Genomic DNA, 11,269 nt, shown 5'->3' with positions numbered 1-11,269 from the left:
ACGATCGCCCATGCAGAGGCCGGCTCATCGGCCCGTTCATTCTGGAGACCTTGCATGCCCCCGATCCTCTCGCCCGCCACCAGCCTGCCTCGCGATGCCGAGCGCGCCACCCTGATCGGACGCCTCTGGCAGCCCGGGCTCGGGCCGACGCTGGTGGCCGTGCACGAAGGCGGCCTGCACGACCTCACGCGCATCGCGCCCACCGCGAGCCACTTGCTCGAGCTCGACGATGCCGTGGGTGCCGTGCAGCAGGGCCTGCGCGACAACATCACGCCCCGCATCGCCGCGCTCGACGCGGTGCTGGCCAACAGCGACGAGGCCGGGCGCGATCCCGGCCAGCCCTGGCTGCTCGCGCCCTGCGATCTGCAGGCCGTCAAGGCCAGCGGCGTGACCTTCGTCGCCAGCCTGCTGGAGCGCGTGATCGAGGAGCAGTCGCGCGGCGATGCGTCCAAGGCCGAAGCCATCCGCGCCGCGCTCGGCGGCGTGCTCGGCGACAACCTCGCGGGCATCGTGCCCGGCTCGCCGCAGTCGGCGCAGGTCAAGGAGGTGCTGATCGCGCAGGGCGCCTGGTCGCAGTACCTCGAGGTCGGCATCGGCCCCGATGCCGAGATCTTCACCAAGGCGCCGGTGCTGGCCTCGGTGGGCACCGGCGCCGACATCGGCATCCATTCGGGTTCGGTCTGGAACAACCCCGAGCCCGAGGTGGTGCTTGCGATCAACAGCCGCGGCCAGACGCTGGGCGCCGCCTTGGGCAACGACGTCAACCTGCGCGACTTCGAAGGCCGCAGCGCGCTGCTGCTCGGCAAGGCCAAGGACAACAACGCTTCGTGCGCGATCGGCCCCTTCATCCGCCTCTTCGATGCCCACTTCGGCATCGACGAGGTGCGCCGCATCACGGTGGCGCTGCGCGTCGCGGGCCCTGAAGGCTTCGTGCTCGAAGGCGAAAGCTCGCTCTCGCTGATCAGCCGCGATCCGCTGGACATCGTGTCGCAGGCGATCGGCCCGCACCATGCCTACCCCGACGGTCTGGTGCTCTTCCTCGGAACCATGTTCGCGCCCACGCAGGACCGCCACGGTCCGGGCCAGGGCTTCACCCATGTGGTCGGCGATCGTGTGACCATCTCGGCGCCCGAGCTCGGCGCGCTGGAGAACCGCGTCGTGCATTCGGACCAGGCAGCGCGCTGGTCCTTCGGCATCGGTGCGCTGATGCGCAACCTGGCGGGGCGCGGGCTGCTCTGAACAGTGCTGCAGTGATCGGGGCCACCTGCCAGTCTGCAACGGGCACCGAAACGAGGGTGTACGCCGTGACGTACCAGCTAAAGAGGTGAATTTCAATGGTGCGAGCGTTGTAGGGCCAGCCCAAATGAAGAAGCTGCATTGAATCGAGTGGGCTCGCGTACGCGAGCCACTGGGGCATTTGGCTGAAGGCGCGCCTCAGGCGTGTGGCTGGCCAATCGGGCAGGGCGGCCGGCCGCGGCGTGGATTGTTTCCGTCGATGGGTTCGAACGCGGTGATGGGTGTCCCGACGTGCCTGGCGCGCCTGGCAGGCCTCGTCAGATGCAGGGGTAGGCCCCGGCACCCATCTCATCCAGCAGTTCGATGACAAGGTCCTCGTGCGCCTGCAGCGGCTGTGAACTGCCATCGTCGACGACGTCCGACGGGTTCATCCGATCCCCGAAGAGCATGATCACCTCGCACTGGTTGTCCCGCTTGGACATCCACCGCAATCCTTGGGCGTCCGGCATGTTCTGCCAAATCCATAGCGCCCATTCCTGGGTCCTGGGGTAGTCGTCCTTCTCGCCCTCGAAGAGGTCGATCGGCTTCAGGCCGGCGGCCTGGAGACCCATGGTCGTCATGTTGACCAGCCGGACCGCCTGCGCACGAATGCGGCTCAGGTGAAGGTTGGCGCGGTAGTCGCGCTCAAGGTCATGCAGGTAGCCAGCCGACGGGGTGGGGACGTCGTGCAGGACGATCTCCGCAATGGCTCGGCGCTCACTCTTGGCCGCATAGATCGTCGGAATCGGCTTTTTCGAGACCGGATTGAAAAGGGGGCTGAATCGAGCGTTGCCGAGCTCCGAAGCGTTGAAGGCGGCCGGCGCGTACTTCCCCGTGGTTGCGTCGTACGGATGCACGCGATACCAGACTCCAGCCTTATGCGGCAGGGTGCGGAGCGACTTTGGCGGAGGAGGCAGGAGAGGTGCTGGGCTAGCCATGCACCGCACCCACCTTGTGGTCTTCCGCGGCGGCCACGACGGCATCCGGGGCGCTCGCAATCACCTCGCGCGGACGCTTTCCGCCCAGGGACGAATTGGTGGACTCGAACCATGCCGCAACCCGGAAGGGCGAATAGTCGTCCAGGACCGCCAGGATCTTCTTGACCGCCGGCAAGGGCTGCCAGGTCGCATCGAAAATGTAGGCCGGGTAGATTTTCTTGCCGCGGTGGTCGATGCCGAAAATGCGCCCGCTCTGCTGCCAGCGGCTCACGGCCGCGTGCGGGTTTGCTGCCTTCGCGTCAAGCCGCTGTCCAATTTCGGCGGCCGAGTTCCACTCGGTGCCCTGCAGGACGGCGTCGATGGCGCGCTTCTCGAGATCGATGCGGGTGGCCGCCGGGCGCCTGGGCTCAACCTCATCCACCAACTCCTGGATCGATTGACGCTCCAGCTCGTTGATCGCCTCGCGCACATGGAGGGTCAGCTTCTTGTCCCTGGGCCCGGTGAGGGTCCGGGAAAGCTCGCTGATGATGAGGCGGCTTGCTTCACGCATGCTGTCGATGCGCGCCACGAGCGCCTGGACGGCATCATGCGGTTCTTTGGCGGAGGTTTGGTTCATGACAGCTCCGTGAGATTCGTGAGACGATTTTGCTCCTCACGTTTCTCGCGCGCAAGAAGCCCTGCCTCCGGGCCGATGGCTCCCGTCATCGGCCAGGCCGACCAGCGTAAAGCTGGGCAGCCCCGTTGGCCAGATGCACCTCGACCGTGACATTGGCGGCTTCCAGGCCCAGCAAGGCATGACCTTGCACCAAAGACAAGCTCATTCTTCTCCATTTCCCCAAGATGGTGCGCCCATCTTTTGCTCATTGTTGCAATGTGCACCTGTCCAGGCCCTTCTCAGTGCGGAACGGTCGGTTTGGCACGCTCCCTGCTTTGAGATGGCTTCCATTCCATTCCAAAACCTCCGAGGAGTCTCTCGATGATGCACCGTAAAACCGCCTCTGCCCTGGCCGTTGTCTCGCTGGCTGCCATGCCCCTGATCGCGAGCGCCCAGCTCACGGGCAATGTTGCGCTCACCAGCAACTACAAGTTCCGCGGTCAGGATCAGGACGTGCTCGGTAGCAACGGCTTCGCCAAGACCAAGGGCTTCAAGCCCGCCATCCAGGGCGGCTTCGACTACGCTTTCGGCGAGAGCGGCTTCTACGTCGGTAACTGGAACTCCAGCGTCAACTGGCTCGCCGGCAACGACATCGAGAGCGACATCTATGGCGGCTACAAGTTCAAGGCCGGCGTGTTCGACCTCGACTTCGGCGCGCTCGCCTACGTCTACCCGGGCAACGCCCGCGGCAACACCACCGAGCTGTACGGCGCGGCCACCTATGCCAACGAGGCCATCGGCGCCTTCACCTTCAAGTACTCCCACACCGTCTCGAAGGACTACTTCAACTACGCCGGCGAGCGCGACGGCTCGGGCCTGAAGGGGCGTAACACCGGCTACTTCAATCTCGCCTACACCAAGGAGATCGTGCCCAAGGTCACGCTGAAGGCCGCGCTGGGCTACACGCACATGAGCAGCGACATCCGCAGCCTGGGCTACAAGAGCTACGTCGACTACAACGTGGGCGCTTCCTATGACTTCGGCAACGGCCTGTCGCTGGCCGGCTCGGTGCAGGGCGCCAACAAGAAGAGCTCGTACCTGCTGGTGTCCGGCCCCGACCTGGGCTTCGGCGCACCCACCTGGTCGCCCAACAAGGCGCGCTTCATCGTCACGCTGACCAAGACGCTCTGATCCATACAGCCGCGCAGACCTGTTCCATCCAAAGGAGAAACATCATGAAGCTGGTCACAGCCATCATCAAACCGTTCAAGCTCGACGAGGTGCGCGAAGCGCTCTCGGCGATCGGTGTGCAAGGGATCACCGTGACGGAGGTCAAGGGCTTCGGTCGCCAGAAGGGCCACACCGAGCTCTACCGCGGCGCGGAGTACGTGGTCGATTTCCTGCCGAAGGTCAAGATCGAGGCCGCCGTGGCCGACGAGCTCGTCGAGCGCGTGATCGAAGCCGTCGAAAGCGCCGCACGCACCGGCAAGATCGGCGACGGCAAGATTTTTGTCTACAACCTGGAGCAGGTCGTTCGCATTCGTACCGGAGAAACAGGCCGCGAAGCTCTTTGACTTCAAGGCACGAAAGAAAATCGACATGAAAAAATTGCTCGTCTCTCTCGCGCTCGGCCTGAGCGTGCTCGCTGCCGGCACCGCCGGCTTTGCCCAGACGCCGCCGGCGGCGCCCGCGGCTGAAGCGCCCGCAGCCTCGGCGCCGGCCGCCGCGCCTGCTGCAGCCCCCGCTGCCGCACCGGCCGCGGCCGCACCCGCCGCCGAAGCCGCAGCTGCGCCGGCCGCCGCGCCGGCACCCTCGTTCAACAAGGGCGACACCAGCTGGATGCTGCTGTCCACGCTGCTCGTCATCATGATGACCATCCCCGGCCTGGCGCTGTTCTACGGCGGCCTGGTGCGCAGCAAGAACATGCTGTCGGTGCTGATGCAGGTCATGGTCACCTTCTCGATGATCGTGGTACTGTGGCTCATCTACGGCTACAGCCTCGCCTTCACCGAGGGCAACTCCTTCATCGGTGGATTCGACCGGCTCTTCATGAAGGGCGTCTTCGATTCGGCCGCCGGCACCTTCGCGCCGGGCGCGACCTTCAGCAAGGGCGTCTATATCCCCGAGCTGCTGTTCGCCGCCTTCCAGGCCACCTTCGCCGGCATCACCTGCTGCCTGATCGTGGGCGCCTTCGCCGAGCGCATCAAGTTCTCGGCCGTGCTGCTCTTCATGGCGCTGTGGTTCACCTTCAGCTACGCGCCGATCGCGCACATGGTCTGGTTCTGGATGGGCCCGGACGCCTATGCCAGCAAGGATGTGGTCGATGCCATGAACGCCAAGGCCGGCCTCCTCTGGCAGTGGGGCGCGCTCGACTTCGCGGGCGGCACCGTGGTGCACATCAACGCCGCCGTCGCCGGCCTGGTCGGCGCCTTCCTGATCGGCAAGCGCATTGGCTACGGCAAGGAATCCTTCACGCCGCATTCGCTCACGCTCACCATGGTCGGCGCCTCGCTGCTGTGGGTCGGCTGGTTCGGCTTCAACGCCGGCTCCGCGCTCGAAGCGGGCACCAGCGCCGTGCTGGCCTTCATGAACACCTTCTCGGCCACTTCCGCTGCCGTGCTCGCATGGTGCATCGGTGAAGCGTTGATGAGGGGCAAGGCCTCGATGCTGGGCGCCGCCTCGGGTGCTGTCGCCGGCCTGGTGGCCATCACGCCGGCCGCCGGCAACGTCGGCCTGATGGGCGCGATCGTGATCGGCTTCGTCGCCGGCTTCGCCTGCCTCTGGGGCGTCAATGGCTTGAAGAAGATGCTCGGCGCGGACGACTCGCTCGACGTGTTCGGAGTCCACGGCGTGGGCGGCATCGTCGGCGCGCTGCTCACCGGCGTGTTCAACACCCAGGCGCTCGGCGGCCCCGGCCTGGTGGGCGACTGGGTCACGGCCAGCGTGGTGTCCAACGGCATTGGCGCCCAGGTCTGGATCCAGCTCAAGGCCGTGCTGCTGACCATCGTGTGGTCTGGCGTGGTGTCCTTCATCGCCTACAAGATCGTCGACCTCACCATCGGTCTGCGCGTGAGCGAGGAAGAAGAGCGCGAAGGCCTCGACATCTCGGCCCACGGCGAAACCGCCTACAACCGCTGAAACGAAACGGATCATTTCAAGCAAGCAAGGTCTCCCTTGGATGTTCGGCCCGCGAGCGCTTCGGCGCGAGCGGGCTTTTTTTCGCCTAAGCTGGCGCCATGTGGACCACGCTCGACGACAGCCTCTGCCAGCTCGGTGAATCCCCGTTCTGGCATCCGCACGAACGCTCGCTCTACTGGCTCGACATTCCGGGCCGCGCCGTGCTGCGAACCCGCGGCGAGATCGGTGGCCACACGGTCGAGCGATGGCGTCTGCCCGCCGAGCCCGGCTGCATGGCGCCGGCTGCGAGCGGCGGCCTGGTGATCGCGCTGCGCGACGGCATCTACCGGGCACGCGAATGGGGCGGCCCGCTCTCGGTCATCGTGAACGTCGACCATGACGTGCGCACCATGCGCTTCAACGACGGCAAGTGCGACGCATGGGGCCGCTTCTGGGCCGGCACGCTGAACGAGGCCAAGGACCGGCCGAACGCTGCGCTCTACTGTCTCGACGCGCAGAGCGGCGATGCGCCGCAGCTCACGCAGATGGCGAACGAGGTCACCACCGGCAACGGCCTGGCCTTCTCGCTCGATGCCACGACGCTCTACTGGGCCGACACCGCGGCACACCGCGTGCGCGCCTGGGACTGGGCGGCGGAGGCCAATGCGCTCTCGCGCCCGCGCGTGTTCCGGCAGTTCGATGCCAAACCCGAGGGCTGGACGCCCGAGTCGCCGCTGCGCTACGAAGGCCGGCCCGACGGCGCCACCATCGACGCCGAGGGCCATTATTGGGTTGCAATGTTCGAGGGCGGCCAACTGCTGCGCTTCGCGCCTTCGGGCGAGCAGGTGGATGCGCTTCCCACACCCGTGCAGTGCCCCACCATGCCTTGCTTCGGCGGCGACGATCTGCGGACCCTGTTCGTCACCAGCGCGCGGCGCGGCCGGCCGGCCGACGAGCTCGAACAGCGTCCTGCGTCCGGCCAGGTGCTCTCGATGCGTGTGGAAGTGTCAGGACTGCCCGTCCATTTCTTCACTGATTGAAGGGCATTGCGGGCTGTACGATCGGCCGCATGGATCCAGCCCTTCGCCAGATCGTCGAGCGCATCCGCGCCGCAGCCGTCGACGGCGCGCTTTTGCGCATCCGCGGCGGCGGCACCAAGGACTTCTATGGCGAACCGCCGCAGGGCGAGCCGCTTTCCACCGCCGCGCTCTCGGGCATCACGAGCTACGAGCCGAGCGAACTGGTCGTCACCGTGCGCGCCGGCACACCGCTGGCGCAGCTCGAAGCCCTGCTGGCCGAACAGGGCCAGTGCCTGCCATTCGAGCCGCCGCATTTCGATGAAGGCGCAACGGTCGGTGGCATGGTCGCGGCGGGCCTGAGCGGCCCGGCGCGGGCCAGCGTCGGTGCGGTGCGCGACTATGTGCTGGGCGCCACCTTGATCAACGGCCGCGGCGAACTGCTCAGCTTCGGCGGCCAGGTCATGAAGAACGTCGCCGGCTACGACGTCTCGCGCGTGCTGGCCGGCTCGCTGGGGACGCTGGGCGTCATCGCCGATGTCAGCCTCAAGGTGCTGCCCGTTCCGCCCGCCGAAGCCACCCTCGCATTCGAATGCAACCAAGCCGATGCGCTGCGCCTGCTCAACGGCTGGGGCGGCCAGCCCTTGCCGCTCAACGCGAGCCGCTGGCTGGAAGAGGGCGATACAGGCCGGCTCTGGCTGCGATTGCGCGGCGCGGTGGCGGCGGTGGCGGCCGCCTGTGCCCACCTCGGCGGAGAGCGGCAAGACCCCGCGCAGGCCCAGGCCGAATGGCAGGCTGCGCGCGATCAACGCCTGCGATGGTTCGGCGCGCGCGCCGCGCGCGATCTGTGGCGCCTGTCGGTGCCGCAGGCCGCACCGGTCCTGGCGCTCGAGGGCTCGCCCCTGATCGAATGGCATGGCGCACAGCGCTGGTATCTGGCGTCGCCCGACGAGGGCCCGAAACTGCGCGCGGCAGCCCGCGCGGTCGGCGGGCATGCGACGCTGTTCATGCCCTCGGCCGAGCGTGGCCACCGCGTGCTCGGCCGCTTCGACGCGCTGAGCCCGCCGCTCGCGCGCATTCACCGTGCGCTGATGCGAGAGTTCGACCCCCACGCCGTCTTCGATCGCGCACGGCTCTACCCCGCGGACTGACGCGTAGCCTCATGCAAACCGAACTCGCTCCCGAATTCCAGGGCACCGCCGACGGCCGCGAAGCCGAGGCGATCCTGCGCAAGTGCGTGCACTGCGGTTTCTGCACCGCCACCTGCCCGACCTACCAGCTGCTCGGCGACGAGCTCGACGGCCCGCGCGGACGCATCTACCTGATCAAGCAGGTGCTCGAAGGCAAAGCGCCGACGCGCAGCACGCAGCTGCATCTGGACCGCTGCCTCACCTGCCGCAACTGCGAAAGCACCTGCCCGAGCGGCGTGCAATACGGCCACTTGGTCGACATCGGCCGCAAGATCGTCGACGAGAAGGTGCCGCGTCCGGCCATGGAAAGCGCGCTGCGCTGGACCTTGAAGGAGGCGCTGCCTTCGCCGCTCTTCGGCCCCGCGATGAAGCTGGGCCAGTCGGTGCGCGGCCTGCTGCCGGCCAAGCTCCGGGCCAAGGTGCCGGCGCCTCAACCGGCGGGCGTTTGGCCCATGCGCACGCATGCGCGCAAGATGCTGATGCTGGCCGGCTGCGTGCAGCCCTCGATGGCGCCCAACATCAACAGCGCCACGGCGCGCGTGCTCGACGCGGCCGGCATCGAGGCCGTGATCGCGCCCACCGCGGGCTGCTGCGGTGCGGTGAAGTTCCATCTCAACGACCACGACGGCGGCAAGGCCCAGATGCGCGCCAATATCGATGCCTGGTGGCCCTACGTCGAAGGCGGCGTGGTGGAGGCGATCGTGATGAATGCCTCGGGCTGCGGCGTCACCGTGCGCGAGTACGGCCACATCCTGCGCGAGGACCCGGCCTATGCGGCGAAGGCCGAACGCGTCAGCGCGCTCACGCGCGACCTGAGCGAGCTCTTGCCCGAACTCGTGCCGCTGTTGAAAGAGCGCGTCAACGCGCCGCCCGGCGTCGTCGCCTACCACCCGCCCTGCACGCTCCAGCATGGACAGAAGCTGCGCGGCGGCGTCGAAGCGAACCTGCGCGCACTGGGCTTCGACGTGCAGATCGCGATGAACGAATCGCACCTGTGCTGTGGCTCGGCCGGCACCTACTCGGTACTGCAGCCCGAATTGGCCTACCCGCTGCGCGACCGCAAGCTTGGCCACCTGAACCAGTTGAATCCCGAGACCATCGTCTCGGCCAACATCGGCTGCATCACGCATCTGCAAAGCGGCAGCGAGATCCCGGTGCGGCACTGGGTGGAACTGCTCGACGAGGCGCTTTCGGCGGCTTGATCGCACACGCCGAGGGGCTGTGGTCCGACCCTCCGGCGCACCGCTGGGCGCGACCATCTCCCATCGTTCATTTCGGGAGCTTGTCGATGCATACCTCCTTCCAATCCCTTCTTCTGCGCGGCGCCGTCGTCTGCGCGTGTGCCGCTGCGCCATGGATGGCGCAATCCCAGTCCGTGGACGCCACGGCCATGCCGGCCATGAAGGTGCAGGGCAGCGCGCGCTTCGCGTGCGGCGGCATCGGCTCGGACGAATCCACCGCGATGCGCGCGGCGATGAAGGACCATCCGCTGTCGCTGCTGTTCGCGCGCGCGGACGGTGCCTACCTGGCCGAGATCGCGGTGACGATCAAGGATGCCAATGGCGCGACGGCGCTCGCGATGCGCGCGTCGGGGCCGGTGTGCCTGATCGACCTTCCCGCCGGCCGCTACACCGTCGAGGCAGCCACCGAAGGCATGACGAAGAGCCAGACCGTAACGCTCGGCCGCGGTTCGAAGACCGCGGACTTCCGATTCTGACGGTGCCCGGCGCTCAGGCCGTCAGTGCCGACTCGATGTCGCGCGTCATCGAGGCCGGCGTGTCGAGCGGCGCGTAGCGCTTGATCACCCGCCCGTCCTTGCCGACCAGGAACTTGGTGAAGTTCCATTTGATCGCGGTGCTGCCCAAGAGGCCCGGCGCTTCCTTGGTGAGCCATTTGTAGAGTGGCGTGGCACCGGAACCGTTGACCTCGATCTTCTCCATCATCGGAAAGCTCACGCCGTAGTTCTGGACGCAGAAGGCGCCGATCTCCTCGTTGCTGCCCGGGTCCTGGTTGCCGAACTGGTTGGAGGGAAAACCGAGCACCGCGAGGCCCTTGTCGGCGTACTTTTCGTGCAGCGCTTCGAGCCCCTCGAACTGCGGGGTGAAGCCGCACTTGCTGGCCGTGTTGACGATCAGCAGCACCTTGCCCTTGTACTTGGAGAGCGGCACGGCCTTGCCGTCGATCTGCCGGGCCTCGAAGTCGTAAACGCTGGTCATGGCATGTCCTTCAGGAGGGAAGTGCGTCGATCATCCTCGCCGTTGGGCGTTCGCGCAAACGACGACCACAGCGCCGCCAGCACGATCAACCCACCGCCGATCCAGATGCGGGTGTCCATGGTGCCCGCGCCGAGCGCCACCGACGAGACGCTCGCGAACAGCACTTCCGACAGCATGATGACCGCAGTGGCGCTGGCCGTGAGGCGCGCGGCGCCGTACTGCAGGCAGAAGTTGGCGAAGACGAAGCCCGCACCCAGCAAAGCGGCCCAGCCCAGCCAGCCGGGCGCGGCCGCGAGTGGCGGCGGCGCCGCGATGGCGCCGAGCGCGGTGCCGGCCAGCGCGGTCGCGCCGGCCACCAGCGCACAGCCGCCGAACACGGCAAGCGCGCGCGACTCGGCGGCTGCTGCGCGCAGCCGGCGCAGCAGGATATTGGTCACCGAGAAGCTGAAGCCTGCCGTGACGCCGAGCCAGTCCGCGAGGCTTGCGGGCACCGGCCAGTCGACCTCGGGCGTCTTGAGCACCACCGCCACGCCCACCAGCGCCAGCGCCACGCGCGCGAGCACCGCGGGCGTCGGGCGCTCGCCGAGAAAGATCCAGGCCAGCAGCACGCTCCACAGCGGCATCAGATAGAAAAGCAGCACCACGCGCACCACATCGCCCGCTGTCACCGCCCAGTTGAAGCACAGGTTGGTGAGGCCGGCTGCCAGCCCGAGCAGCACCAGGGCCGGATGCACGGAGAAAGCCTGCCACGCATGCCGGCGCAGCCACCCCATCGCCACGAAGATCAGCACATAGATCAGTGCCGTGGCCCAGACCGGATGCAGGCCGTGGGATGCGATCTGGCGGAAGGGGAACCAGGAAACGCCCCACACGAAGGCGTTGAAGACGAGCGCGAGTGCCGGCAAAACAGTCAGGCCCGGTC

Annotated in this window: 12 protein-coding genes; 8 read left to right on the top strand and 4 right to left on the bottom strand. The window is 67.3% G+C overall.

The genetic code is table 11. The annotated features are described in order from the left end of the window. The first annotated feature begins 54 nt into the window (after positions 1-54). Positions 55-1,239 (top strand): fumarylacetoacetate hydrolase family protein, encoded by a 1,185-nt coding sequence (locus BLS74_RS08005; RefSeq protein ID WP_093104331.1) that lies wholly within the window; start codon positions 55-57, stop codon positions 1,237-1,239. Positions 1,240-1,553: 314 nt separating this feature from the next. Here BLS74_RS08005 and BLS74_RS08000 read toward each other — a convergent pair whose 3' ends face one another. After that, positions 1,554-2,132 (bottom strand): RES family NAD+ phosphorylase, encoded by a 579-nt coding sequence (locus BLS74_RS08000; RefSeq protein ID WP_170855538.1) that lies wholly within the window; start codon positions 2,130-2,132, stop codon positions 1,554-1,556. A gap of 73 nt (positions 2,133-2,205) precedes the next feature. Next, entirely contained in the window at positions 2,206-2,829 is a 624-nt protein-coding gene (locus tag BLS74_RS07995) for a hypothetical protein (protein WP_093104327.1), read from the bottom strand. Positions 2,830-3,192: 363 nt separating this feature from the next. Between BLS74_RS07995 and BLS74_RS07990 the strand changes: the two genes are divergently transcribed. The 7 genes from BLS74_RS07990 to BLS74_RS07955 all read left to right on the top strand — a co-directional run bounded on the left by BLS74_RS07990 (position 3,193) and on the right by BLS74_RS07955 (position 9,848). After that, complete coding sequence (locus BLS74_RS07990; RefSeq protein WP_093104668.1) at positions 3,193-3,999, top strand: TorF family putative porin; 807 nt, start codon at positions 3,193-3,195, stop codon at positions 3,997-3,999. 44 nt (positions 4,000-4,043) lie between these two features. Continuing rightward, positions 4,044-4,382, top strand: coding sequence for a P-II family nitrogen regulator (glnK, locus tag BLS74_RS07985; RefSeq protein ID WP_093104326.1), 339 nt, complete (start codon positions 4,044-4,046; stop codon positions 4,380-4,382). Between the two features lie 25 nt (positions 4,383-4,407). After that, positions 4,408-5,946, top strand: coding sequence for an ammonium transporter (gene amt / locus BLS74_RS07975; protein ID WP_170855537.1), 1,539 nt, complete (start codon positions 4,408-4,410; stop codon positions 5,944-5,946). Between the two features lie 98 nt (positions 5,947-6,044). After that, positions 6,045-6,965 carry an SMP-30/gluconolactonase/LRE family protein gene (locus BLS74_RS07970; RefSeq protein WP_093104324.1) on the top strand — a complete coding sequence of 307 codons (921 nt, stop codon included), beginning with the start codon at positions 6,045-6,047 and terminating at the stop codon, positions 6,963-6,965. Positions 6,966-6,994: 29 nt separating this feature from the next. Continuing rightward, positions 6,995-8,092 carry a glycolate oxidase subunit GlcE gene (glcE, locus tag BLS74_RS07965; protein WP_093104323.1) on the top strand — a complete coding sequence of 366 codons (1,098 nt, stop codon included), beginning with the start codon at positions 6,995-6,997 and terminating at the stop codon, positions 8,090-8,092. Positions 8,093-8,103: 11 nt separating this feature from the next. Then, positions 8,104-9,333 (top strand): glycolate oxidase subunit GlcF, encoded by a 1,230-nt coding sequence (gene glcF / locus BLS74_RS07960; protein ID WP_093104321.1) that lies wholly within the window; start codon positions 8,104-8,106, stop codon positions 9,331-9,333. Between the two features lie 86 nt (positions 9,334-9,419). Further along, the gene (locus tag BLS74_RS07955; RefSeq protein ID WP_093104320.1) at positions 9,420-9,848 is read left to right on the top strand and encodes a hypothetical protein; all 429 of its coding nucleotides are present in this window, start codon (positions 9,420-9,422) and stop codon (positions 9,846-9,848) included. Between the two features lie 13 nt (positions 9,849-9,861). On the opposite strand, the gene BLS74_RS07950 is transcribed toward BLS74_RS07955, so the two are convergent. Both BLS74_RS07950 and BLS74_RS07945 read right to left on the bottom strand, forming a co-directional pair. Then, positions 9,862-10,347 (bottom strand): glutathione peroxidase, encoded by a 486-nt coding sequence (locus tag BLS74_RS07950; RefSeq protein ID WP_093104318.1) that lies wholly within the window; start codon positions 10,345-10,347, stop codon positions 9,862-9,864. Beyond that, the gene (locus BLS74_RS07945; RefSeq protein WP_093104316.1) at positions 10,344-11,252 is read right to left on the bottom strand and encodes a DMT family transporter; all 909 of its coding nucleotides are present in this window, start codon (positions 11,250-11,252) and stop codon (positions 10,344-10,346) included. The genes BLS74_RS07950 and BLS74_RS07945 overlap by 4 nt, the downstream gene beginning before the upstream one ends. Positions 11,253-11,269 lie beyond the last annotated feature (17 nt).

Origin of the sequence: Variovorax sp. CF079 (genome assembly GCF_900101545.1) — a bacterium.
Classification (GTDB): Bacteria; Pseudomonadota; Gammaproteobacteria; order Burkholderiales; family Burkholderiaceae_C; genus Variovorax.
Note: the sequence above shows the minus strand (reverse complement) of the source record. Positions and strands in the feature narration are given on the sequence as shown.

Bases quoted from the DNA above. Each gene is read 5' to 3' on its own strand.
- BLS74_RS08005 (WP_093104331.1), top strand. From the start codon at position 55: ATGCCCCCGATCCTCTCGCCCGCCACCAGCCTGCCTCGCGATGCCGAG.
- BLS74_RS07995 (WP_093104327.1), bottom strand. From the start codon at position 2,829: ATGAACCAAACCTCCGCCAAAGAACCGCATGATGCCGTCCAGGCGCTC.
- BLS74_RS07990 (WP_093104668.1), top strand. From the start codon at position 3,193: ATGCACCGTAAAACCGCCTCTGCCCTGGCCGTTGTCTCGCTGGCTGCC.
- glnK (WP_093104326.1), top strand. From the start codon at position 4,044: ATGAAGCTGGTCACAGCCATCATCAAACCGTTCAAGCTCGACGAGGTG.
- amt (WP_170855537.1), top strand. From the start codon at position 4,408: ATGAAAAAATTGCTCGTCTCTCTCGCGCTCGGCCTGAGCGTGCTCGCT.
- BLS74_RS07970 (WP_093104324.1), top strand. From the start codon at position 6,045: ATGTGGACCACGCTCGACGACAGCCTCTGCCAGCTCGGTGAATCCCCG.
- glcE (WP_093104323.1), top strand. From the start codon at position 6,995: ATGGATCCAGCCCTTCGCCAGATCGTCGAGCGCATCCGCGCCGCAGCC.
- glcF (WP_093104321.1), top strand. From the start codon at position 8,104: ATGCAAACCGAACTCGCTCCCGAATTCCAGGGCACCGCCGACGGCCGC.
- BLS74_RS07955 (WP_093104320.1), top strand. From the start codon at position 9,420: ATGCATACCTCCTTCCAATCCCTTCTTCTGCGCGGCGCCGTCGTCTGC.
- BLS74_RS07950 (WP_093104318.1), bottom strand. From the start codon at position 10,347: ATGACCAGCGTTTACGACTTCGAGGCCCGGCAGATCGACGGCAAGGCC.